This is a genomic window from Pseudomonas corrugata (assembly GCF_050920615.1).
GTDB lineage: Bacteria > Pseudomonadota > Gammaproteobacteria > Pseudomonadales > Pseudomonadaceae > Aquipseudomonas > Aquipseudomonas corrugata.
In genome coordinates, this window is sequence record NZ_CP130434.1 from 542,369 (window position 1) to 565,496 (window position 23,128).

Below are 23,128 nucleotides of genomic sequence, written 5' to 3' on the forward strand. Positions count from 1 at the left end.
TCATAGCAGGGCTATGGCGAGGAGTGGCAACGCCGGCCGGGCACCCAAGACGCCGCCAAAAATGAACAGCTTATTTCCGAGACCGGACACTAGTGTCGCTCGGCAAGACACTGCTGTAACGCGCTTCGCCAGTCTGGCTGGCTCACTCCCCATTCCAGCAGCAGACGTGTGCAATCCAGGCGCGAGTTCAGCGGCCGCGGGGCCGGCGTCGGGTAAGCGCTGGAGGGGATGGCTTCGAGCACCGAACAAGGCTTGTGCTGTTCGATCAACCGTTCACCGATGGCCTGGGCAAAACCGAACCAGGATGTCTCGCCCTGAGCCGTCAGGTGATAGGTGCCCCAGGTGCCGCAACGACCGGCCTGCCAATGCTCGATGAGCCTGGCGGTACTGTCGGCGATGGTTCCAGCCCAGGTCGGTGCTCCGATCTGGTCGGCTACCACTCGCAGGTGTGGTTTTTCCTGGAGCAGACGCTGCATGGTCAGGAGAAAGTTGCGGCCTTCGGTCGAGTACACCCAACTGGTGCGCAATATCAGGTGCTGGCCACCCGCCTGGCGAATGGCATCCTCGCCAGCCAGTTTGCTGCGTCCATAGACGCTTAGCGGGTTGGGTATGTCGTCCTCGGTGTAGGGCGCCGGTTTGCGGCCATCGAAGACATAATCGGTGGAGTAGTGGATCAGTGGGGCGCCCAACTCGTTTGCTGCGAGGGCCAGGATCCCCGGTGCGGTGGCGTTGATGGCAAAGGCCAGTTCCGGCTCGCTCTCGGCCTGGTCGACGGCGGTGTGGGCGGCGGCGTTGATGATCAGGTCGGGCTGCAGGGCGACAATGCGAGGGCGTAGTTGATCCGGACATGCCAGGTCCAACTGATCGCTGCCGCGCACAATCAGCTCGCCGGTGTCGGCCAGTCGCGATTGGAGTGCCCGGGACACCTGGCCGTTCTTGCCGATGATCAGGATTCGCAAGGACTCACTCATGGGAACAGATCGGCCTCACACAAAAACTTGCCGTTCTGGTCCTTGGGCGACAGGGTGGGTGCACCCTCCAGCTCCCAGTCGATAGCCAGGTCCGGATCGTCCCAGCGGATGCAGCGTTCGGCCGAAGGCGCATAGTAGTCCGTGGTTTTGTAGAGAAAATCCGCTGACTCGCTCAGTACCATAAAACCGTGGGCGAAGCCTGGCGGAATCCACAGCTGCCGCTGGTTTTGCGCCGACAGATGCGCGCTCGTCCACTGACCGAAAGTGGGCGAGCTGCGGCGAATGTCCACAGCAACGTCCAGGACTTCGCCAGCGATGACACGCACGAGCTTTCCCTGGGCCTGCTCGATCTGATAATGCAGGCCGCGCAGCACACCCTTGGTCGAGCGTGAATGGTTGTCCTGGACGAACTGCAGGTCGCAGCCAGTGGCCTCGGCGAACGCCCGGGCATTGAAACTTTCGTAGAAAAAGCCGCGGTCGTCACCGAAGACTTTCGGCTCGATGACAAGGACGTCCGGCAATCGGGTAGCGATGACGTTCAACGTGATTCTCCGGCGACCTTGAACAGATACTGTCCGTAGCCGGTCTTGCCGAAGTACTCGGCGCGCTCAAGAATGTGCTCGCGGCTGACCCAGCCCTGTTGGTACGCAATTTCTTCCAGGCATGCCACTTTCAGGCCTTGGCGATGTTCGATGGTCTGCACATATTGCGAAGCTTCCAGCAGGCTGTCGTGAGTGCCGGTGTCCAGCCAGGCAAAGCCACGACCGAATCGCTCGACATGCAGGTCGCCGCGTCGCAGATAGGCGTTGTTGACGTCGGTGATTTCCAGTTCGCCGCGTTTGGAGGGCTTTATCGCCTTGGCGATCTGGATGACGTCGTTATCGTAGAAATACAAGCCAGTGACCGCATAGCTGGATTTGGGCTCGGCGGGTTTTTCTTCAATGGAAAGGGCGTGGCCTTCAGCGTCGAAGTCGATCACGCCAAAACGCTCCGGATCCTTGACCCAGTAGCCGAATACGGTCGCACCTTGCTGCCGATTGACAGCGGTCTGCAATTGTTCGCCGAAGTGCTGTCCATGGAAGATGTTGTCACCCAGGATCAGGCACACCGGATCGCTGCCAATGAACTGTTCGCCGATCAGGAATGCCTGGGCCAGGCCATCGGGTGAGGGCTGTTCGGCGTAACTGATCTGAACTCCGAATTGGCTGCCACTGCCCAGCAGGTTGCGATATTGCGGTAGATCCTGTGGGGTGGAGATCACCAGGATATCCTTGATGCCCGCAAGCATCAGTACCGAGATCGGGTAGTAGATCATCGGTTTGTCGTAAATCGGCAGCAGTTGCTTGGAAACCCCGAGGGTAATCGGGTGCAGCCGCGTGCCGGAGCCACCGGCCAGAACAATGCCTTTGATCATGCAATCGATTCCTTTTCGTCGAGCGAGCCGAGGCGTTCGCCCTGATAGCTGCCGTCCTGGACACGCCGGCACCATGGGAGGTTCTCAAGGTACCATTGCACGGTTTTGCGCAGGCCCGTGTCGAAGGTTTCCCTGGGCGTCCAGCCAAGCTCCCGTTCGATCTTGCCGGCATCGATGGCGTAGCGCAGGTCATGGCCGGGGCGGTCCCTGACGAAGGTGATCAGGTCGACATAGCGCACGATCCCTTCGGGCTTGCCGGGTGCCAGTTCTTCGAGCAGCGCGCAGATACTGCGTACGACGTCGATGTTCTTCTGCTCATTGTGGCCGCCAATATTGTAGGTCTCGCCGACCACGCCTTCGGTGACGACTTTCAGCAGCGCCCGGGCATGGTCTTCGACATACAGCCAGTCCCGCACTTGTTGCCCGTCGCCGTAGACCGGCAATGGCTTCCCGCCCAAGGCGTTGAGGATCACCAGCGGAATCAGCTTTTCAGGGAAGTGGAACGGTCCATAGTTGTTTGAGCAGTTGGTCAGCAGCACGGGTAAGCCGTAAGTGCGCTGCCAGGCACGGACCAGATGGTCTGACGCAGCCTTGCTGGCGGAATAAGGGGAGCTGGGTGCATACGGGGTGGTTTCAGTGAACAGGTCATCTGCGCCGTGCAGGTCACCGTATACTTCGTCGGTGGAGATATGGTGGAAACGAAACGCCTGTTTCTGGGTTTCAGGCAGGGCCTGCCAATAGGCGCGGGTAGCTTCCAGAAGGCTGTAGGTGCCCACGATATTGGTCTGGATAAAGTCAGCCGGGCCATCAATGGAACGGTCCACATGGGACTCCGCTGCCAGATGCATGATCGCATCGGGCTTGAACCGCGCCAGCACCGCGCTGACCGTGGGTTGATCGACGATATCGGCCTGTACGAACTCATAACGACTGTTGTGATCGACGCTGCTCAGCGATTCGAGATTGCCAGCGTATGTCAGCTTATCGAGGTTCAGGATCTGGTGTTCGGTATCAAGGATCAAATGCCGTACGAGGGCCGAGCCGATGAAGCCGGCGCCGCCAGTGATGAGAATGCGCATCCGGTTAAGCCTTTTTCCATGAGACGACAAAGCATGGAGCATAGATTGTCGACATGCGGATGGTGGTGCAAGTGGGATATTTTGGGCGGTGTCCCCGAATCTGGAGGTCAAAAGCATCCGTCAGTCTGCAAGAAGACGTGCGGGGCCCCCTCTTCCAACAAAGAGGGGTTGCTTATTCTCCGACTCAGTGGCGTGATAGGTGTTCAATAAAAACCACATCAGGGGTCGTTGTATGCCGCTCGCTACGTTGGTTCACCGTGCCAGTTTGCCAAGCCCACAGATCAGCGCCGAGCAGGCGTTGGTGCTGCTGCGCTTGAACTACGGACTCAGCGGTGATCTGCGACCCCTTGGCAGCCAGCAGGATCTCAACTACCGCGTCGACAGTGAGCGCGGGCGATTTGTGTTGAAAATTTGCCATGGTGACTACGCTGTCCAAGAGCTCCAGGCCCAACATGCTGCCCTCAGGCAACTGGCCCTTCACGCCACGGTAAAAGTGCCGCGGGTGATCGTGGCCGATAACGGCCAAGACCTGTTGACGCTCGACGTCGGCGGACAGGTGGTTCACGTCCGGCTGTTGGAGTACATCGACGGCCAGCCCCTGACCCAACTCAAGCATCTGGGGCTGGAGCTGGTGAGCGGTCTGGGACGCTTGTGTGCCGAAGTCGATCTGGCCTTGGCCGGGTTCGACCATCCGGGTCTGGAGCGCACCCTGCAATGGGATGCCCGCCATGCCAATGCGCTGATCGACCATTTGCTGCCGGTTATTCAGGACGATCAACGGCGCGACCTGATTGCCGAGGTTGCGCAACAGGCCGAGCGACGCCTGCATCCGCTCAAGGCCAACCTGCCGGTGCAAGCGATCCACATGGACCTGACGGACGACAATGTTGTCTGGCAGCGTGATGCCCAGCGCCAATGGCAGTTGCAAGGCGTCATCGACTTTGGTGACCTGGTTCGCACCTGGCGCATCACCGAGCTGTCGGTGACTTGCGCGGCGTTGTTGCATCACGCCAATGGCGATCCGCTCTTCATCCTGCCGGCGGTCCAGGCTTATCACGCGACAAACCCGTTGCAACGTGAAGAACTGCTGGCGCTCTGGCCGCTGATTGTGACGCGTGCCGCCGTGCTGGTGCTCAGTGGCGAACAACAGGCTTCAATCGACCCGGACAACGCTTACAGCCGCGCCAATCTGGAGCATGAATGGGAAATTTTCCGGGTTGCCCACTCGGTGCCGTTCGAACTGATGGAGGCGGCAATCCTGAGCGCCGTTGGCCAGAGTCTGCCACCGATTGTCAGTGAAGGTTTTGTACCCCTGTTGCCGACCCTGGTGGGCCGTGAGTTCGCACTGATTGACCTGGGTGTCCTGAGTCCGCATTTCGAGGCTGGCAATTGGGAGCAGCCGGGTATTGATCAGCGGCTGTTGAGCGAAGCCGCCACCGTTCACGGTTTGGCCGCCAGCCGTTACGGCCAGTACCGGTTGTCGCGCACCCGACCGGACAGTGCCGTGGAGCCTGATACCTGCCCGTTGCACGTGGAGCTGCATGTACCTCATGGCACGCCGCTCGAGTCGCCGTTCGCCGGGGTGTTGCACACGACCGCCGACGGCGTGCTGCAACTGGACAGTTCGCAGTTGAGCATACGCCTGTGGGGGGTGTCGTCGCCGCTGCATGCCGGGGCCGCGCTGGTCAAGGGACAGGTATTGGGCGAAGTGGCTGGCCCATTGCGGGTTCAGTTATGTCGGGGCGCGCATTTGAACCCACCGTTGTTCTGCACACCGTCCGCAGCTCCGGCCTGGCAGGCGTTGTGCCCTTCACCGGCGGTATTGCTCGGGCTGGCTTGCGATGCAGAGGAGGAAGTGGACGCCAAGGCATTGCTGGCCCGCCGCGATGCTAGCTTCGCCCGCACCCAGAAACACTACTACGTTGACCCGCCGCGCATCGAGCGTGGCTGGCGCAACCACCTGATCGACATGCAGGGGCGTTCCTACCTCGACATGCTCAATAATGTCGCGGTGTTAGGGCATGGTCATCCACGCATGGCGGCTGTGGCCGCCCGGCAGTGGTCGCTGCTCAATACCAACTCCCGTTTCCACTACGCGGCGATTGCCGAATTTTCCGAACGGTTGTTGTCACTGGCACCGTCAAACATGGATCGGGTGTTTCTGGTCAACAGCGGCACCGAGGCCAACGACCTGGCGATCCGCCTGGCCTGGGCCTACAGCGGCGGACGGGACATGCTCAGCGTGCTGGAGGCCTACCATGGCTGGTCGGTGGCGGCGGATGCGGTCTCGACGTCCATCGCCGACAACCCCAAGGCCCTGAGCAGTCGTCCGGACTGGGTGCACCCGGTAACCGCTCCCAATACCTATCGTGGTGAGTTCCGTGGCCCCGACAGTGCGCCGGACTACGTGCGCAGTGTCGAACACAACCTGGCAAAAATTGCCGAGCAAAAACGCCAACTCGCCGGTTTCATCTGCGAACCGGTGTACGGCAATGCCGGCGGTATCGCGCTGCCACCTGGCTATTTGAAACAGGTCTATGGGCTGGTGCGCGAACGGGGCGGCGTGTGCATCGCCGATGAAGTGCAGGTCGGCTATGGACGCATGGGCGAGTTTTTCTGGGGGTTCGAAGAGCAGGGCGTGGTGCCGGATATCATTACCATGGCCAAGGGCATGGGAAATGGCCAGCCGCTGGGCGCGGTCATCACTCGCCGGGAAATCGCCGAGGCGTTGGAAGCCGAGGGTTATTTCTTTTCGTCGTCCGGCGGCAGCCCTGTCAGTTGCCAGATCGGCATAGCCGTCCTTGATGTCATGGAGGAAGAAGGGCTTTGGGAGAACGCCAGGGTGGTGGGCGGTCACTTCAAGGCTCGTCTGCAAGCCCTGACAGACCGGTACCCATTGGTTGGCGCAGTGCATGGTTCGGGGTTCTATCTGGGCCTGGAACTGATCCGCAACCGCGAAACCCTGGAGCCCGCGACCGAAGAAACCGCGACGCTGTGCAATCGCCTTCGGGAGCTGGGTATCTTCATGCAACCCACCGGTGACTACCTGAACATCCTCAAGATCAAGCCACCGATGGTCACGACCCGTCAGAGTGTGGATTTCTTCGTCGATATGTTGGAGAAGGTCCTGGACGAAGGACTCTGAACCGAGGCTGATGCTCCAAAGCAGGAGCCTGCTCGCGATGCCGGATGGAAAGTCGCATCGCAAGCAGGCTAGCTCCTCCAGACTGATCGCGAGTATTTTCCGATTTTTATCGGCGATAATCGCGATTTTTTTTCGTCTTTATATTTTCTAAGCTTTTAAGTTCGATTTTTATCGGCTATAAAGTCTTCGTGCCGAAGCCATGGTCGCTTCCTGTCCGCCGTTATCCTCTTTGTCATCCGCTGCACATCGCCCGGAGATGATTCATGAGCCGTATCGTTACCGTCGCCGCCACCCAGATGGCCTGTTCCTGGGACCTTGAAGCCAACATCGAGACCGCTGAAAATCGGGTTCGCGAAGCAGCAGCCAAGGGCGCCCAGATCATCCTGATCCAGGAACTGTTCGAGACCCCGTATTTTTGCCAGAAGACGAACCCGGACTATCTGCTGCTGGCGACCCCGGTTGAAGAAAACGTAGCCATCAAGCATTTCCAGAAGCTGGCGAAAGAGCTGCAGGTTGTGCTGCCGATCAGCTTCTTCGAACTGGCCGGACGTGCGCGTTTCAACAGCATTGCAATCATCGACGCCGATGGACGGAACCTGGGTGTGTACCGCAAGAGTCACATTCCGGACGGTCCCGGCTACCATGAGAAGTATTACTTCAACCCGGGGGATACCGGCTTCAAGGTCTGGAATACCCGTTATGCGAAGATTGGCGTGGGCATCTGCTGGGACCAGTGGTTTCCCGAATGTGCCCGCAGCATGGCGTTGCAGGGTGCGGAAATACTGTTCTATCCGACCGCCATCGGCAGCGAGCCCCACGACAAGAGCATTGCGTCCCGTGACCACTGGCAACGTGTGCAACAAGGCCATGCCGGCGCCAACCTGATGCCGCTGGTGGCCAGCAACCGCATTGGCAACGAGGAGCAGGACGGTTACGACATCACCTTTTACGGCTCATCGTTCATCGCCAATCAGTTTGGCGAAAAAGTCCAGGAGCTGAACGAAACCGAAGAAGGTGTATTGGTACACAGCTTCGATCTCGACGAGTTGGAGCGCATTCGCAGTGCCTGGGGCATTTTTCGGGATCGCCGTCCGAACCTTTACGGACCGATCAAAACCCTTGATGGCTCACTGGAGTCCTGATTCATGACAACGTTGCACAGCACTCCCCGCGCGGATGGCTTTTACATGCCTGCCGAGTGGGCAACCCAGACCCAGGTCTGGATGATCTGGCCCGAGCGCCCGGATAACTGGCGCCTGGGTGGCAAGCCCGCGCAGGCTGCCCACGCAGCGGTCGCCAAGGCCATAGCTCGTTTCGAACCAGTGACCGTGGCGGTTTCAGCTGCTCAATATGAGAACGCCCGGGCGCGCCTCGACGTACCGAATATCCGCCTGGTGGAAATGTCCAGCGACGACGCCTGGGTCCGGGACACCGGCCCGACGTTCGTCATCAATGACAATGGCGAAGTACGTGGGGTCGACTGGGACTTCAACGCCTGGGGCGGTTTTGATGGCGGCCTGTACTCCCCATGGAACCGGGATTCGCAAGTGGCCAGCAAGATCCTTGAGATCGAACGCAGTTCGCGTTATCGCACTGACGGCTTCGTGCTTGAGGGCGGTTCCATCCACGTCGATGGCGAAGGCACCGTGATCACTACCGAAGAATGCCTGCTCAATCGCAACCGTAACCCGCACTTGGGTCGCGAGGACATCGAGGCCGTGCTCAGCGCCCAATTGGCGGTGGACAAGATCATCTGGCTGCCGGACGGTTTGTTCAACGATGAAACCGACGGCCATGTGGATAACTTCTGCTGCTACGTGCGTCCTGGCGAAGTTCTGCTTGCCTGGACCGACGATCCACAGGACCCGAACTACGCACGCTGCCACGCCGCGATGGATGTGTTGCAAAACAGCACCGACGCCAAGGGGCGCGCGTTCATGGTGCACAAAATGCCGATTCCGGGGCCGCTGTATGCCACCGAGGCGGAATGCGCGGGCGTGGATGCCGTGGAGGGTTCTCAGGAGCGCAGTCCGGGCGTGCGACTGGCCGGGTCCTACGTCAACTTCCTGATCGTCAACGGCGGCATCATTGCGCCAAGCTTCGACGATCCGCTGGATGCCACAGCCAGGGAAGTTCTGCAGAACCTGTTCCCACAGCACGAAGTGGTCATGGTTCCGGGTCGCGAACTGTTACTGGGGGGCGGGAATATCCATTGTCTTACTCAACAGCAACCGGCGCCGTACACAAAATGAGTGGTGACGTAACAGCCCAGTGATATCGACTACGCCAGTTCCGCATGGGCGTTTTTGGATCCATTCAAGCGAGCCCGCAGCCCGATTGGGATGCGGGCATTTTTACGCCTGTTTATTGGCGGTGCCGGATACATTGGCATAGCTCTTGTATCTGCATCCCGGCAGTTCCAAAGAGACGGGCTGAGTTGTTTTGTAATAAACCTTGGATAAATTGGCCGCTCATCAACCAGGAGAAGGCGCTGGAATGAATATGATAAGCGAGCGCACATCCCATCCCTTGGCCGTTAATGGTGAGTCGCTTCAAGCCCTGGCGCAGTGGTTGAAGTCCAACGGAACGCGTCAGATCAGAGAGCCTGATCCGCGTCGGCTGATCATGGAGCGCTACCCCGCTGGGCTGTTCAGCGAGGCGGAGCTGGAAGCGTTGTGGGATGTCATGCAAGGATAAGAATTCGACGGATTGATAAAAGCGCTGGCCGGGATGGCAGCGCTTTTTTGTGTGCGAAGGCTATAAGCTGAAGCAGGCCTCTGTGGGAGCGAGCAGGCTCACTCCCACAGGTGGCTCGGCACTTGACCGATTCACGAAACAAACTGAAAGCCATTCCGATGTTTTTCCGCGAGGTTCTCGGGGCTACGCTGCCGTTATCCGGTTCTGACGGCTAGCGGAGTTTCCATGACCACTCTTCATTACATCTATGATCCGCTCTGCGGTTGGTGCTACGGCGCCAAACCACTGGTGCAGGCCGCCCGTGCGGTGCTGCCGGTGATCGCCCATGGCGGCGGCATGATGACCGGTGCCAATCGCCAACCGGTCTCACCCCAGTTGCGTAATTACGTGATGCCCCATGACCGGCGGATCGCCGAACATACCGGCCAGCCGTTTGGTGAGGCCTATTTCGAGGGCCTGCTGCGGGACGAGCACGCGGTGTTCGACTCGGCGCCACCCATTGCGGCGATTCTCGTTGCCGAACAGTTGGGTGGCCAAGGGCTGGACCTGTTGGGGCGCTTGCAAACCGCACACTACGTTGAAGGCCGGAGAATTGCCGATGAAACGGTGCTGTTGGAACTGGCCGGCACCATCGGGCTTGAAGCCGAGGCATTCCAATTGGCGTTCACCGGTGTTGATGTAGAAACCCATATCAAGGCCAGTCGTGCCTTGCTGGCCAAAATCGGTGGCCAAGGCTTTCCAACCCTGGCGCTGGAGCACGAGGGTCTGTTCTCGCGGGTCGATATTGGCCCCTGGCTGGGTAAGCCCGAGGCATTCGCCGAATGGTTGAATCTGTCTTTACCGGTACAGGTCTCTTCCCCTACACCGGTCTGTAGTCTGGATGGATGTTCGGGTTCTTAGACGTTTTTTGCCTAATCAAAGACGATTCACGAAATTGACACATTCTTGAAGGCACGGCTAGGATTCGGCCTACGCCTGTGGCTAACAGCCATGACTCTTAAATAATAAAAGGGCCCGACACGATCACTCGTGGGCGGGCCTTTTCATTATTTCAGGAGCAAGAGTCCGAAAAAGAGCGCAGAAAAAGCGCCATTTCGGCTGCCGGTCGCAGTGCGTATCAATCCATATAAGGAAAACAATCATGTTGAACACGCGCATCGGTTTGATCGCACTGGGGATTTTGAGCACGACACACGCCATGGCCAGCGACCAATCCGAGTCCAAGGGCTTCGTTGAAGACAGCAGTCTGAAAGTGCTGTTGCGCAACGCTTATATCAACCGTGACTACAAGGATGGCAACCAGGACAAGGCCGAATGGGGCCAGGCGGCCATCGGTACATTCTCGTCCGGCTTCACCCAAGGCACCGTCGGTGTGGGAGTGGACGCCTTCGGCCTGTACGCATTGCGTCTGGACGGTGGCAAAGGCCGCAGCGGTGCGGGCGGCATCGACTTCTTCAAGCAAGGCGATAGCGGTAATGCGGCGGATGACCTGTCCAGGTTCGGCGCAGCGGTGAAATTCCGCGTCTCCAATACAGTGCTGGCCTACGGTGACCAGATGCCGGCCTTGCCAGTGTTGAGTTACGACAACTCGCGTTTGTTGCCGGAAAGCTATACCGGCACCCTGATCACCTCCAAAGAGATCAAGGGCCTGGAACTGAACGCCGGCCGTTTCACCGCCGAATCGCGCAAGAGCGCCGAAGGTCGCGATAGCGGTGGACTGAAGTCGATCAACGTATTGGGCGGCAGCTATCAGTTCACCGAACAGTTCAAGGCTTCGCTCTACGCCTCGGATGTCGAGGATGTGCTGAAGAAACAGTATGTCAACGCCAACTATGTGTTCCCGTTGGCCAAGGATCAGTCCTTGACGCTGGACTTCAACGGCTACCGCACCAAACTGGACAACGACTACGTTCGGGAGAACAGCGTCACGGGCGACGACAACAAAATCTGGAGCCTGGCCGCCACCTTCGCCACCGGGCCGCACAGTTTCACGCTCGCTCATCAGCGCAGCACCGGCGACAGCAACCTGGGCTATGCCTACGGTGGCTATCAGCGTGAACAGAGTCGGGTGGGGGACGGCGGTAACACAATCTACCTGGCCAACTCCTACTGGTCCGACTTCAACGCGGAAGACGAACGCAGCTGGCAACTGGGCTACGGCCTGGACTTCACCGCGTTCGGCGTTCCTGGTTTGACCTATAACGTCGCTTACGTGCGTGGCGATAACATCACTACCTCCACCAGCGAAGGTGGCACCGAGCGCGAGATCTTCAACCAGCTCAAGTACGTGGTCCAGAACGGTCCGGCCAAGGATCTCAGCGTGAGGCTGCGCAGTTCGGTCCTGCGTGTTTCGCAGAAATCCAGCGAGTACAACGTCAGCGGCAACGAGCTGCGAGTATTCGTGGATTACCCGATCAATGTCTTCTGATGTCTGATCGCGTTATCTGAGCCAGAAACCCTCGAATTCGAATTCGGGGGTTTCTGGCTTTTAGCGGCATAAATATTGCCGTAATCGACTGTTTTCCCGATAAAAAGTCGTACTAATGGCCTTTCTGCTTCGTTTCAAGCGTGCCTTGAAATGACTCAAATTCTTTTTCATGGACGGAAATTCTGCACCTACTAGATTAGGCCGCTCAATGCAGTGGAGACCTAATAAAAATGATCGTTCTGAACAGGGAAGTGGGCGAAGCGCTACGACGTGACAAATACGTTAACGTCCGTGGTGGAGACTTCAATCTCTACGGTCATTTCGGCGACTTTGTCCGGCTGACCAAGAGCTGGGATAACATGGAGCCCGACAGTTATTACGGCCAGGCCGAGTCAGGCATGCGGTTTCGCCGCTACAGCGACTTCGAATACAACCCCCAGACCCGCGAGCTCAAGCAGCTCGAACATCGGGCCTATATCCAGTCCAAGGCCAACAACAGCTACGTCGGCGGACTGGAACGGCACTTCCAGGATTTCTCCAACGAAGTGATCAATTCCCCGGTGGTGCGCAGCCTGATCGACACGGACTTCGAGGTATACAAGAACGTCCTGCCGCAGGAACTGCATGATGAAATCTGGCAATGTCAGATCCATCAGATCCGCATCGAGATCAAGCCGGGCAAACAACTGGAAATCACGCCTGAAGGAATTCACTGCGACGGGTATCCGTTCAGCGGTGTGCACTTCTGGGGCCGTCACAATGTGGCGGGTGCGGAGAGCCGGTTGTATACCGCCCAGGAAGAACAGCTGGCGGCGGTTACCTACGAGGACATCCTCGATACGACGTTCTTCCTCGATCGCGACATGCGTCATTACGTGACCCCGGCCCGCAACGTCCACAGCCATGAAATGGCGTTCAGGCAGATCCTGGCGATTTCCTTCTCGCGGCCCGGGACCGCTTTTGACATTGTTCGCTGAACAGCTGGTACCCATGGACGATCCGGAGCCTCAGGTGCTGCTGCGCCGGGCGATGGTCAGGGATGCCGAGCGAATGGAGCAGTTCTTTCGCGGTTTCGACGAAGTGTCGTTCTGCGAATGGCAGGATGCCCGGTTCTTGCGGGGCGTGTTGTTGCAGGAAACCACCACGGCATACCTGGCCATCGATGCCAGTGGCTGCGTGGTGGGTGCGGTGATTGGCGGCATGCTCGGTACCCGTGGCACCATCAACCACCTGGCGGTCAGCCCAAGGCATCGCACCCGCGGCCTGGGCCAGCGTCTGGTGGAAGCGGCTTCCGCCGACATGAAGCGTGTGGGCGTGCTGCGCATGTTCCTCTTCGTCGATGATGCTAACCTGGCCGGCAAGCGTTTCTGGGCAGCCCAGGGGTTCTGCGAACCTCGGGGTGAAATCACTTTCGAGAGAGATCTATGAGCAAGACTTCCAGCCAGCCGCTGGTGGTCGAACCACAAGCCTCGCGTACCTTCGCCGAAGCCAGTCCGGTGGTAGCGGGTTATTTTACGGTTTCGTTTGTGTTCGGTCTGATGGCGGTCAACGCCGGGCTCCCCTTGTGGTTGCCGGTAGCGATGTGCCTGTTCGTCTACGCGGGCGCTTCGCAGTTCGCGGCGCTGGCGTTGATTTCCAGCGGGGCGTCGCTGACCACCATCGTGCTCACTACATTCCTGATCAATGCGCGACATATGCTGATGTCGGTCTACATGGCCAAGGCCTTGCGTGCGTTGGGGCTCAGTCGTTTCGAGCGTTGGTGCTATGCGTCAGGTCTTACGGACGAGTCGTTCGCTTTCCACAGCGTCAAGCTGGGTAGCGGGGCGCCGGTGAGTGTGCGCTATCTCATCGGCTTCAACTTGTTCTGCCATACCTCCTGGGTGCTCGGCGGCTTGTTGGGCGCCGTGTGCGCGCAATACGCGGCGCATTTGATCAAGTATCAGCTCGACTATGCCTTGACCGCGATGATGCTCTACGTGCTGGTTTCGCTGTGCAATACCCGTAACAAGCTGATTGCTGCCCTGGCGGCCGTCGTGTGCATGGGCGTGTTGAGCCTGTTGGGCACGTCGCCATTCAACGTTTTTATCGCCACGTTCGTTGGCTGCGGGGTGGGCGTATGCCTGACCAAACGTTCCTGATCATGGTGGTGGTCCTGATGATGGCCGTGACTTTCCTGCCCCGTGCCTTGCCGTTGCAGATCAACACGGAACACTGGCCACCTTTCGTTGCCCGTGCCCTGGAATACCTGCCGGTGGCGATCGTCGCTGCCATCAGCCTCACCCCGTTGTTGATCAAGGATCAGCAGATACAACTCGACCGCCCGGAGTTCTACGCCGCGATTCCCACGCTGCTATGTGCGTATTTCAGCCGTAACCTGTTTCTCAGTGTGGCGCTGGGCACGGCGGCGTATATCGCGCTCGGTTCGTTCCTGTAGCGCCAGGTCCACGACATCGTGCAGTGCCTGACCTGACAATTCAGGATTGTTCACCACCAGACGTACCTCGAGAGAGTCCTCGAAGTCCGGGAAAATCGTCAGGCCGTTGCGCAGTGCCGCATCCCGGGATACCAGCCCCAGGCCATCGAGTTGGGTGATCAACGACAGCGTCAGCGTTTCACTGCAGGAGTACACCATCCGCTGACTTGAGTCGTATTCGCTCAGCCCTGCATCGAGAAAACGGAGGAAACTTTGGGAGTACGGGCACTCTTCCGCGGGACGTACCTGAAACCTGTCTCCGAGCAAACCGAGGGAATCGCCCTCATTGCCACAATGAGCGCCCACCACCCGCACCTGCACATCAGGCATCGTAATGCTGGAAAAACCGCTCAGTTGCGCGCCGATCAGGATGGCCAGGTCAAAATCTTCATTCTTGAGTTTGCTCAAGTTCTCCATTGATTCGGCGTAACTGAATTCCAGCTGGTACTGGGGGAAAACGGCGATCAACCGATCAATCATCCGGCGGTTGAACTCCGCCGGCAGGGTGGTATTGAGCGCCATTTTCAGTGTGCGTTGCCGGGGCCTCTTGAGCGCCGTGACTTTTTCTTCGAGCTGCCGTGTGGCCACCAGCACCTGATCCATGAAAGGGGTCAGTTCCGAACCTTGGCTCGTCAACGTCAGGCCCTTGTTCGAACGTCTGAACAACCGGAAGCCGAATTGCTCCTCGACCTTGTTCAACTGCGCCGCCAATGCCTGCACCGTGAGACACGAATGTTCCGCCGCCGCCGACAACGAGCCGGTCTGCACAATGCGCATGAGGTTGCGTAGGGTTCTGCTATCCATGAGGTAATGCCCTCTGCTTAAGTGGGCTCGCTATTGTTGTGCACCTGGCCCGGGTAAGGCAGTGCATGCGCCTATCATCGTGCAGCTTGCCACGGTTGTCGCGGTTTTGTGGTGAAAAGCTCCGGGAAATAATGGTTGGAGCTTATGTGGGACTTTGGCTTTTCGCTGGTTTGACGCTTGTTGGCTTGTAATTCTTCTTGTCTGGGCCAGTGCCAGACAACCGATTGGCAAACCAGTGGAGCCAGGCTTGATTTCAGCTGAAGGACATTCGCAGGATTTCGGTTTTGTTTAATTCATTTGCGGATTAAATATCAATTTATATCCGTATGTGTACTATCCTGTAGGCATCATCCGGTAACAAAGGGGCCCAAATCCCATGGCTACTTCCTCCATCAACCTCACCGCACAGCAACAACTGGATTCCCCGGACGCGGGTCGAATCGCGTTGAAGTTTTTCTTCAACCTCATGGAATTGTGGGGCTGCAGCGTCGAGCAACAGCGCATCTTGCTGGGCAAGGTTGGGAACACGACCTTCTACAAATACAAACAACTACCCGCCAACGTCAGGTTGCCCCGCGACACCTTGGAGCGTATTTCCTATCTCATGGGTATACACAAGGCGCTGAGCATCATCTTCAGCAACAGCCGGGACCGGGCCTATCAATGGGTCAGCAGTCCCAACGCCGCTGCGCCGTTCAACGGCCAGTCGGCGCTGTCCTACATGCTGGCCGGGCGGGTGGTGGATATCGCTGATGTGCGGCGCTACCTCGACGGAGTACGCGGTTGATGACGCCACTTCTGACGGACCCGCAATGGAAGGGTGCCTATCGGATCGTCAATAGCAGCTTCCCGCCGATCACTCTATTCGAGGACGTACTCGACCCCGAGGATTTGCCCACGGCCTATGCTCTGGAAGCGCTGACCAACGATCGATTGATGGAAGAGGCCGGCATGCTGTCGCGGGTCCGTCCCGAGGACCGGGTTTCCGGGCCCGGTTCCTCGCCAGTGATGGCGGCGTTCACTCATATTGGCAAAAGCAGCCGCTTCAGCGATGGCACCTTCGGCGTCTACTATGCCGCCAGCAGCCAGGAAGCCGCTATTGCCGAGACCTGCTATCACCAGGCGCGCTTTCTCGGGGCAACCAATGAGCCGGACCTTGAGTTGACCATGCGCACCTACGTCAACCAGGTCATCAAGCCCTTGCACGACATCCGCCACGATTACCCCCACCTCCACGACCCGGACCCCACCGCCTACGGCCCGTCCCAGGTATTCGCCCGGCAACTGCGTGAAACATTATCCTGGGGCCTGCTCTATAACAGTGTCCGTCTGCCCGGCCACGAATGCGTCGCCGCATTTCGCCCACCAGCGGTTTCGATTCCGGTGCAGGGCAAGCATATCCGGTATGTCTGGAGCGCCCAGAAGCGGGAAATTTCGTTTGTGTTTGAGGTGAGTCAGGTGTGATTCGAAAATAATAAAAGCTCTAACAGAATCAGCTTTGTGGCGAGGGAGCGCACTCCGTCGCCAAAAAATAGATTGAGCGATCAGATCTTGAACTGCTGCACCGAAGACTGCATCGACCCCGCCGCAGTGTTCAGTTGATTGGCGGTTTGCTGCAGGTGATGAATAGAGAGTGTGTTTTCCCGTGACTGGGCGGCAATCGATTCCACCCGCTGAGCCATCTCATCACTGGCCTTCGATTGCTCGGCAATCGTCTGGGAAATTTCCTCGACCACTTCGGCGGCATGACGGGCGCCGGTTCGGATTTCGCTGATGGACACCCCGGCCTGCTGGGCCAGGTTCACTCCTTCGTCCACGCGACTGACGCAGGCCTGCATGTTTGACACGGCATCCCGGGCACTGGTCTGGATGCGCTCGATCATCGCAGTGATTTCCTGGGTGGACTGGGTGGTACGCGCCGCCAGGTTGCGCACTTCATCGGCGACCACGGCAAAACCCCGACCTGCCTCCCCGGCACGGGCGGCCTCGATGGCGGCGTTGAGCGCCAGCAGGTTGGTTTGCTCGGCGATGCTCTTGATCACCTGGATGATGGAATGAATGTCTTCGGACGAAGCGTCCAGCGCCGTAATCTTGGAGGAGGACTGATTGACCACCTCGGCGATGCGGCTCATACCTTCCACCACTCCAAGAATCACTTGGCCGCCGCTGCTCGCCAATTGTTCCGACTGCGCTGAGATCGTCCGCGCGCTATCGGCATGCTGATGGATCTGGCTGATGTTCGCCATCATCTGCTCCATGCTCGCCGCCATGCTGGTTGCGCTCTGGGCCTGTTGATCGGCGCTGGAGACGATTTGCCTGGCAGTGTCGCCCAAGGTGCGGGACGTGCCGTGCAGCTCATCACTCTGGCTGCGGATCGTGGCGATCATCTGCCGCAGGTTGGCTTGCATCTGTTCAATGACGCTCTGCAATTGGCCCAGTTCATCCTTGCCGTGCGCCCCCATGGACCGCTGCAAATCGCCTTGGGAAATCGCCTGGGTATTGAGGATGATTTTATTCAACGGTGTGAGCACAGCGTTGACCAAGCTCCAGGACGACAGTATCAGTGCCACACAGGTGGCCAATAACGTCCCGATCAGCCAGCGCCCCGAAGATTGGATGCTCTCATCCTGATGCTCGCGAGAAGCCTGGGCCTGATTCTCGATCAGCTCGCTCACGGCTTCATTACGCTCTTCCAATGCCGAAAACGCTGCGTTGAATTCCGTCCGCAGCGCTTGTGTATCCTTGGCGCCACCCAGCACTTTGCCGATTACCTGCTTGGCTTTATCAATGTAGGTATCGGCCTGTGGTTTCAATTCGACGATGGCCTTGGCGACTTCCGCCGGCAACTTAGCCTCGGCGTTCTCGGCAATCACCTTGCGCATCCGTTGCGAATGCTCGTCAAAAGCCTCCTGCACTTCCTTGGCCTCCTGAACATCACCGGGCGTTGCCACCAGCGCAGCCAAGACATCGGCACGAATGGCATCGTGCATCATGTCCGCCTCCATGTGCTTGCGCATGGCTGAAATACTGGTCTCGTTCTCCGCTAGGGACGCGGTCATGGAGGTATGCCCCCACAACCCGATACCGCCGAGTAGAAGAGCAAAGAAAAGACTGACCAACCCCGAAGCGATGATCTTGGTGCGGATCTTCATTGTCGATTGCTCCTGGAGCGGCGATTTCTGGGCAAGTGTAGTCGAGCGCCTGTGAGGGCTTGGGGCAGTGATGCGTCTATTGGGGTATCGGCAAGGGAGAAGTTAAATGAGTGCCGCATAGCGCCTTGCGGCGAGGGGGTGGGCATTCACTGCCCTGAATTCCGATGTGCGGATCGCTTACCTCTATTTGAATAGTCTTGAGAGCGCTAAAGGGAGTAGCCATGCCCCCGCCGTTTGTCGGAACTGTCATTCCTGACAGTGCCAGCGGACCGAGGAATCCTTCACGCTGACGCTGAAAGACATTCGGTTTTTTCAGGCCCGTTACTAATGCTTGATCCGCCTGTTTAGTCTCGGGAATCAAGGTTCGGCGTGATGCTCCGGGTCGTCCGGCTTAAGTAAGGTGTCAGAATGAATCGGCTTATTCATCCAGGCGTAATATCCGCCTCGTCAGATGGAGCAAATATTGTCGTTGACTGTGCGACATTCAGAAGTGAGTACGCGAACGTAAACGGCATTCGCATGCACTATTTGGTGAGCGGTGATGGTGAGCAGCCGGTCTTGTTGATTCACGGGTTTCCAGGAAGCTGGAGAAATTGGAAATCCCTGATGGGAAGGCTCCTGCGCGCGGGCTATACCCCTATCGTTCCAGATTATCGTGGCGCTGGAGAAACGGATATCTCGAAGGATGGATACGATAAAAGGAACATGGCACTCGACCTCCATGAATTGGTCGCCGTCCTGAAACTGGGGCGACTGGATATTGTCGGTCACGACATGGGGCTGATTATCGCCTACGCCTATGGCGCACTCTATCCGCAGGAAACCAAGCACATCATTTTGATGGATGGATTCGTCCCGGGACTCCCAGGCTGGGAAATCCCTTATAACGGCAATCCGGCGAATGGCACTGCCAGCAAATGGCATTTTCGTTTCTTCGGCGAAACAGCGTTGAAAATGATTCGAGGGCAGGAAAAAACTTATCTGGACATGTTTTTTGATGAGTTCGTATATCCAGGCAATCCTAAAGTTGATGATGAGGTGCGCAACGCATTGGTAATGGATTACTCCCGGCCTGGGCGAATGGAAGCGGCATTCAAACTCTATTCAGCTTGGGTGGAAAGTGATGCAGATGACAATCAGGCGTTTGCTCAGAACAAATTGGCCGTACCAGTACTCACCATCGGCGGAGATCACTCAAGAGGCAAGACGTTGGCCGAGCAGGTAAGCCATATCAGTTACCGACCGCATTCACTGATTTTACAGAACACGGGTCATTGGGTACTGGAAGAAAAGGCGCAGGCTACCGCCCAGGCAATTCTGGATTTTCTGCAAGATCGTCAATGACGAGTATCGATGACGCCACAGTGCAGCGACGTGGGCGAAAGGAAAGGGAAGCTCAGAACGTAGGCTGACGCTTGTTACGTCATTTATTTACGTAAGGGAAAAACAAAGCCCCCGCATTTCTGCGAGGGCTTCGTCTTGTATGGTGCCGGCACCAGACGGACGGTATCTTTCGACTGAGCCAGGTTTTCCGGGCGCCTGGATTTCGCTGGAAAACTCGGCGTACCCCAACTAGTAACTATAAATAAATCAGCTAGGTATGGCGTTCGGTGGAATCAAGCTCGGGATATTTGAGATGTAAGTACGCTGTCTGTCTGTAAGTAATTTAGAGCCGCATTCAGAGACAGAGCACTCGACCCCAGTCACGGAGTTGCCAGTTCGTGAAATGCTGAAGGTGATCCACCAACGCAGCGTTTCGATACTGTCGCCATATTGGCGCGCGCCAGTCCAATATGACGAAGTACCCGGCCAAGCTACCCGGAACAATTAAGTTATTATTCGCCCGCGTGGTCGGTGCGACCGTGCGCGGCGATGAACATGGCGACGGCCGACCGGCAATAGGATTCGATTTCGTCGTCGTCCTCTGCTTTCGCCTCATCGAAGCGCGCGATAATCAGGAGATCGGATCCTTTGAAAAGCGCGGCAAACAAGCGGGCGGACTGGAGAGGATCGGGCACGTTCAGAACCGCCTTCGCGTGCAACTGACGCAACAGGGCCTCGATTTGGGCGATGACATAGGCGGGGCCGGCTTCGTATTGGCGCTTGCTTAACGATTTTTGATTCGTCTTGTCGGCCATGATCATGGCTTCGACACTCCGCACGTCCGGGCTCAACAGCGTGCGAAGCAGGGTTGATCCCACCGCCATTAGCTGATCTTCGGCCGAACCGCCGACGCCTTCAAAAAGAGCTTGGGGTGCAAACTGCTGGCAGTGGGCCGCAATGGCTGCGCTGAACAGCGCCTCCTTATTCTCGAAGTGCCGATAGATGCTTAGCTTGGATATCTTCGCCCGCTTGGCGACCTTATCCATGGTCGTCGCTTGAAAACCCAACTCCACAAAAAGTTCGCACGCGGCGTCGGCTATCGTTTGGCCAAGCGCCTCGTTGGCCGGCCGGCCGCGCCGGCTCTGGCTGTTTTCGCTCATAAAAAATTCCAGTACTTGACAGTATTCTAATTCTTAAATTAGGGTACTCTGAAGTATCTTAAGTATGCAAGCCGATCCCCCTTAATCCACAGCGCGGAGCCCATCACCATGAATGACGTCATCATCATCGGCGGCAGTTTTGCAGGTCTTGCCGCCGCCTTGCAGCTCGGCCGTGCCCGGCGCAAGGTCATCGTTCTCGACACCGGCCTGCCGCGCAATCGCTTCGCCGACCACTCGCATGGCCTGCTCGGCCACGACCACAAGCCACCGCTGGAGATCCTGGTCGAGGCACGGCAGCAGCTGGCGCGTTATCCCACGGTCAGGCTGGTCACTGCCTGTGCCGAGAGCGTCTGCGGCGCTATCGACGATTTCTCTGTCCTTACTGGCGATGGCGAAAGCCTCAGGGCGCGCCGCCTGATCCTGAGCTATGGCGTCGCCGACCAGATGCCTGAAGTTCCCGGCTTTGCCGAAGGCTGGGGCAGCTCCATCGTGCCTTGTCCCTATTGCGACGGCTTTGAGGTTGCTGGTCGGCATTGGGGCCTCGTCTGGTCCGGCCCGCCGTCGCACAACTACGTCAGGCTGTACCACGACTGGACCGAAACGCTGACGGTCTTCGCGGATGGTCACGACATTCCAGCCAATATCCGGGCCGATCTGGCACTCCGCCATACCCCTGTCGTCGATGGCAGAATCACTGAAATCGACCATGACGAGAGCCATAGCGCCATCGTCAGGCTCGACGCCGGCCCCTCTGTCGCGGTCGACATTCTGTTCGCGCATCCGCGCAACAAGCCATCCGCGCGCCTGCATGAATCGCTGGGCCTCGCCACGGTCAATACGCCCCAGGGCATCGCCCTCAAAGTCGACGAGCGCCGCGAAACCAGCATGCCCGGCGTTTACGCCGCGGGCGACCTCGCCAATCCCCTCATGTCTTCGGTCACCACGGCATCATGGCAAGGTGCGATGGCGGGAGTCTTCGCCCAGCAGTCGATGCTGGTTTGAGAGCACAGATACCCTTCTTCGGTTGTCGCAGGCTACTAAAAGGCTGCTTCCAAGCAGCATCGATCATGCCATTTTCAATTTCGCAGTAGACGGGAGCATCACCATGGCCGACCTGAAGCCGCAAGACCGTAAATTCAAACCGCTGGACGATAAATTCCCGCTTGAGCGCCAACTCGGCATCGCGGCCGCGCCAGTCGTGCTAATCAACCTCTTCACGCTCGATTACGCCGACGAAGCGGGCTTCCTGGACGCTTTCAAGGCGGCCGCCGAGATCATAACCAAGCAACCGGGCTTCATTTCCATGCAACTGCATCGAGCGATCGGCGATAGCCCGACTTATCTGAACTATGTGGTGTGGGAATCCACCGAGACGGTCCGCGCCGGCCTCACCCATCCCGAGTTCGTCGCGAAGCTTTCGGCCTATCCGTCATCCGTCGTAGGCAGCCCGCACCTGTTCCAGAAGGTCGCCGTTCCCGGCTTTTGCACGGCCTAGTTAAGGCGAATCAAAACGAGGAGATGTCATGACAGAGCAAAATGCCTATCAGGTAGCCGACTGGAATGGCCAAAGTGGAGAGTACTGGGCCGCCAACCAGGCCCGGCTCGACGCCATGTTCGCGGTGTTCGGCCAGGCCGCGATAGAAGCCGCCGCGCCTGCGACGGGCGAACGCGTGCTGGACGTCGGCTGCGGCGCGGGTGCCTCGAGTCTGGCTCTGGCCGCTCGGGTCGGCGCGGGCGGCCATGTGCTAGGCGTGGACATATCCGAACCGTTGATCGGCCGAGCGCGTGCGTTTGCACCAAAGGATACGCCGGTCCTGTTCCGGGTGGCCGACGCCAGCAGCACCGAGTTGCCCGAGGGAGCGTTCGACATCCTGTTCTCGCGTTTCGGGGTGATGTTCTTCGACGATCCGACTGGGGCGTTTGCCCATATGCGGCGTGCGCTGCGGCCGGGCGGGCGGGTCGCTTTCGTCTGCTGGCGCGGCGTGGCCGAGAACGATTGGCTGCGCCTGCCGATGGGCGCGATCAAGGACATCGTCCCGCTACCCGCGCCGCCCGGTCCAGAAGCGCCCGGCCCGTTCTCGTTCGGCGACCGGGGACGAGTGACGCGCATCCTGACGGCGGCCGGATTTACCGATATCGCTATCGCGCCCTTCGATGCTTCCATCCCGTTCGGCGAGGGCGGGACGCGGGACGCGGCGATCGACGATGCGGTGAAGATGGCCTTCGAGGGCGGCCCGCTGTCGCTTGTGCTCGCGGATCAGCCCGGCGACATCCGCGCCCACGCCTGGGCCGCGGTTCGTGCCGCCTTTGCGGGCCTCCCCGGCGAGCGGTCGGTGATGATCGACGGCGCGGCGTGGATCGTCATGGCACGCAATCCGGCAGCTAGCAGCGACTAACAGGGGAGACGCCCCCGCACGGTGGATCGAGGGGGATTTTCCTAAGCGATGAGTGAGTAATTGCATGGTCAGCAAATAGTAATAGC

General features: G+C 58.5%; 23 protein-coding genes. 16 read left to right on the top strand and 7 right to left on the bottom strand.

Going from position 1 to position 23,128, the window contains the following annotated elements:
• Positions 1–89: 89 nt before the first annotated feature.
• Genes rfbD through rfbB form a run of 4 tightly spaced genes read right to left on the bottom strand, consistent with a single transcriptional unit; the run spans position 90 to position 3,464 of the window.
• Positions 90–971, bottom strand: coding sequence for a dTDP-4-dehydrorhamnose reductase (gene rfbD / locus QZH45_RS02335; protein ID WP_055135832.1), 882 nt, complete (start codon positions 969–971; stop codon positions 90–92).
• Positions 968–1,513: a dTDP-4-dehydrorhamnose 3,5-epimerase gene (rfbC, locus tag QZH45_RS02340; protein ID WP_055135833.1), complete on the bottom strand. Its 546-nt coding sequence runs from the start codon at positions 1,511–1,513 to the stop codon at positions 968–970. Before rfbC ends, rfbD begins: the two co-directional genes overlap by 4 nt.
• Positions 1,510–2,385, bottom strand: a complete 876-nt coding sequence (gene rfbA, locus QZH45_RS02345) for a glucose-1-phosphate thymidylyltransferase RfbA (protein WP_024778003.1) — start codon at positions 2,383–2,385, stop codon at positions 1,510–1,512. Before rfbA ends, rfbC begins: the two co-directional genes overlap by 4 nt.
• The gene (rfbB, locus tag QZH45_RS02350; protein WP_024778004.1) at positions 2,382–3,464 is read right to left on the bottom strand and encodes a dTDP-glucose 4,6-dehydratase; all 1,083 of its coding nucleotides are present in this window, start codon (positions 3,462–3,464) and stop codon (positions 2,382–2,384) included. The genes rfbA and rfbB overlap by 4 nt, the downstream gene beginning before the upstream one ends.
• A 232-nt stretch (positions 3,465–3,696) precedes the next feature.
• On the opposite strand from rfbB, the gene QZH45_RS02355 reads away from it, so the two are divergent.
• The 10 genes from QZH45_RS02355 to QZH45_RS02400 all read left to right on the top strand — a co-directional run bounded on the left by QZH45_RS02355 (position 3,697) and on the right by QZH45_RS02400 (position 14,168).
• Positions 3,697–6,609: an aminotransferase gene (locus tag QZH45_RS02355; protein ID WP_055135834.1), complete on the top strand. Its 2,913-nt coding sequence runs from the start codon at positions 3,697–3,699 to the stop codon at positions 6,607–6,609.
• Positions 6,610–6,872: 263 nt separating this feature from the next.
• Positions 6,873–7,751, top strand: a complete 879-nt coding sequence (aguB, locus tag QZH45_RS02360; protein WP_024778006.1) for an N-carbamoylputrescine amidase — start codon at positions 6,873–6,875, stop codon at positions 7,749–7,751.
• 3 nt (positions 7,752–7,754) lie between these two features.
• On the top strand, positions 7,755–8,861 hold the full coding sequence (gene aguA / locus QZH45_RS02365; RefSeq protein WP_024778007.1) for an agmatine deiminase: 1,107 nt from the start codon (positions 7,755–7,757) through the stop codon (positions 8,859–8,861).
• A 244-nt stretch (positions 8,862–9,105) separates the two neighbouring features.
• Positions 9,106–9,306 carry a hypothetical protein gene (locus tag QZH45_RS02370; RefSeq protein ID WP_024778008.1) on the top strand — a complete coding sequence of 67 codons (201 nt, stop codon included), beginning with the start codon at positions 9,106–9,108 and terminating at the stop codon, positions 9,304–9,306.
• A 225-nt stretch (positions 9,307–9,531) separates the two neighbouring features.
• A complete protein-coding gene (locus tag QZH45_RS02375; RefSeq protein WP_024778009.1) occupies positions 9,532–10,206 on the top strand; it encodes a DsbA family protein in 675 nt (224 codons plus the stop codon).
• A gap of 241 nt (positions 10,207–10,447) precedes the next feature.
• On the top strand, positions 10,448–11,734 hold the full coding sequence (locus QZH45_RS02380; RefSeq protein ID WP_024778010.1) for an OprD family porin: 1,287 nt from the start codon (positions 10,448–10,450) through the stop codon (positions 11,732–11,734).
• A gap of 230 nt (positions 11,735–11,964) precedes the next feature.
• Complete coding sequence (locus QZH45_RS02385) at positions 11,965–12,711, top strand: 2OG-Fe dioxygenase family protein (RefSeq protein WP_024778011.1); 747 nt, start codon at positions 11,965–11,967, stop codon at positions 12,709–12,711.
• 13 nt (positions 12,712–12,724) lie between these two features.
• A complete protein-coding gene (locus QZH45_RS02390; protein WP_173668673.1) occupies positions 12,725–13,162 on the top strand; it encodes a GNAT family N-acetyltransferase in 438 nt (145 codons plus the stop codon).
• Positions 13,159–13,872 carry an AzlC family ABC transporter permease gene (locus QZH45_RS02395; protein ID WP_024778013.1) on the top strand — a complete coding sequence of 238 codons (714 nt, stop codon included), beginning with the start codon at positions 13,159–13,161 and terminating at the stop codon, positions 13,870–13,872. Before QZH45_RS02390 ends, QZH45_RS02395 begins: the two co-directional genes overlap by 4 nt.
• Positions 13,851–14,168 carry an AzlD domain-containing protein gene (locus tag QZH45_RS02400; RefSeq protein WP_024778014.1) on the top strand — a complete coding sequence of 106 codons (318 nt, stop codon included), beginning with the start codon at positions 13,851–13,853 and terminating at the stop codon, positions 14,166–14,168. The genes QZH45_RS02395 and QZH45_RS02400 overlap by 22 nt, the downstream gene beginning before the upstream one ends.
• On the opposite strand, the gene QZH45_RS02405 is transcribed toward QZH45_RS02400, so the two are convergent.
• Entirely contained in the window at positions 14,085–15,011 is a 927-nt protein-coding gene (locus QZH45_RS02405; RefSeq protein WP_024778015.1) for a LysR family transcriptional regulator, read from the bottom strand. The genes QZH45_RS02400 and QZH45_RS02405 overlap by 84 nt on opposite strands.
• 376 nt (positions 15,012–15,387) lie before the next feature.
• On the opposite strand from QZH45_RS02405, the gene QZH45_RS02410 reads away from it, so the two are divergent.
• The gene (locus tag QZH45_RS02410; RefSeq protein WP_024778016.1) at positions 15,388–15,798 is read left to right on the top strand and encodes an MbcA/ParS/Xre antitoxin family protein; all 411 of its coding nucleotides are present in this window, start codon (positions 15,388–15,390) and stop codon (positions 15,796–15,798) included.
• Entirely contained in the window at positions 15,798–16,475 is a 678-nt protein-coding gene (locus QZH45_RS02415; RefSeq protein WP_024778017.1) for an RES family NAD+ phosphorylase, read from the top strand. The genes QZH45_RS02410 and QZH45_RS02415 overlap by 1 nt, the downstream gene beginning before the upstream one ends.
• A gap of 80 nt (positions 16,476–16,555) precedes the next feature.
• On the opposite strand, the gene QZH45_RS02420 is transcribed toward QZH45_RS02415, so the two are convergent.
• On the bottom strand, positions 16,556–18,163 hold the full coding sequence (locus QZH45_RS02420; RefSeq protein WP_024778018.1) for a methyl-accepting chemotaxis protein: 1,608 nt from the start codon (positions 18,161–18,163) through the stop codon (positions 16,556–16,558).
• Positions 18,164–18,571: 408 nt separating this feature from the next.
• Here QZH45_RS02420 and QZH45_RS02425 point away from each other — a divergent pair, with 408 nt between their 5' ends.
• Entirely contained in the window at positions 18,572–19,507 is a 936-nt protein-coding gene (locus tag QZH45_RS02425; RefSeq protein ID WP_053193156.1) for an alpha/beta fold hydrolase, read from the top strand.
• Positions 19,508–19,998: 491 nt separating this feature from the next.
• Here QZH45_RS02425 and QZH45_RS02430 read toward each other — a convergent pair whose 3' ends face one another.
• The gene (locus QZH45_RS02430; protein WP_024778020.1) at positions 19,999–20,646 is read right to left on the bottom strand and encodes a TetR/AcrR family transcriptional regulator; all 648 of its coding nucleotides are present in this window, start codon (positions 20,644–20,646) and stop codon (positions 19,999–20,001) included.
• Between the two features lie 108 nt (positions 20,647–20,754).
• Between QZH45_RS02430 and QZH45_RS02435 the strand changes: the two genes are divergently transcribed.
• The 3 genes from QZH45_RS02435 (at position 20,755) to QZH45_RS02445 (ending at position 23,042) form a co-directional block, all read left to right on the top strand.
• The gene (locus QZH45_RS02435; RefSeq protein WP_024778021.1) at positions 20,755–21,648 is read left to right on the top strand and encodes an NAD(P)/FAD-dependent oxidoreductase; all 894 of its coding nucleotides are present in this window, start codon (positions 20,755–20,757) and stop codon (positions 21,646–21,648) included.
• A 103-nt stretch (positions 21,649–21,751) separates the two neighbouring features.
• Positions 21,752–22,141 (top strand): antibiotic biosynthesis monooxygenase family protein, encoded by a 390-nt coding sequence (locus QZH45_RS02440; protein WP_024778022.1) that lies wholly within the window; start codon positions 21,752–21,754, stop codon positions 22,139–22,141.
• Positions 22,142–22,169: 28 nt separating this feature from the next.
• Positions 22,170–23,042, top strand: coding sequence for a class I SAM-dependent methyltransferase (locus QZH45_RS02445; RefSeq protein ID WP_024778023.1), 873 nt, complete (start codon positions 22,170–22,172; stop codon positions 23,040–23,042).
• The last annotated feature ends 86 nt before the right edge of the window (positions 23,043–23,128 follow it).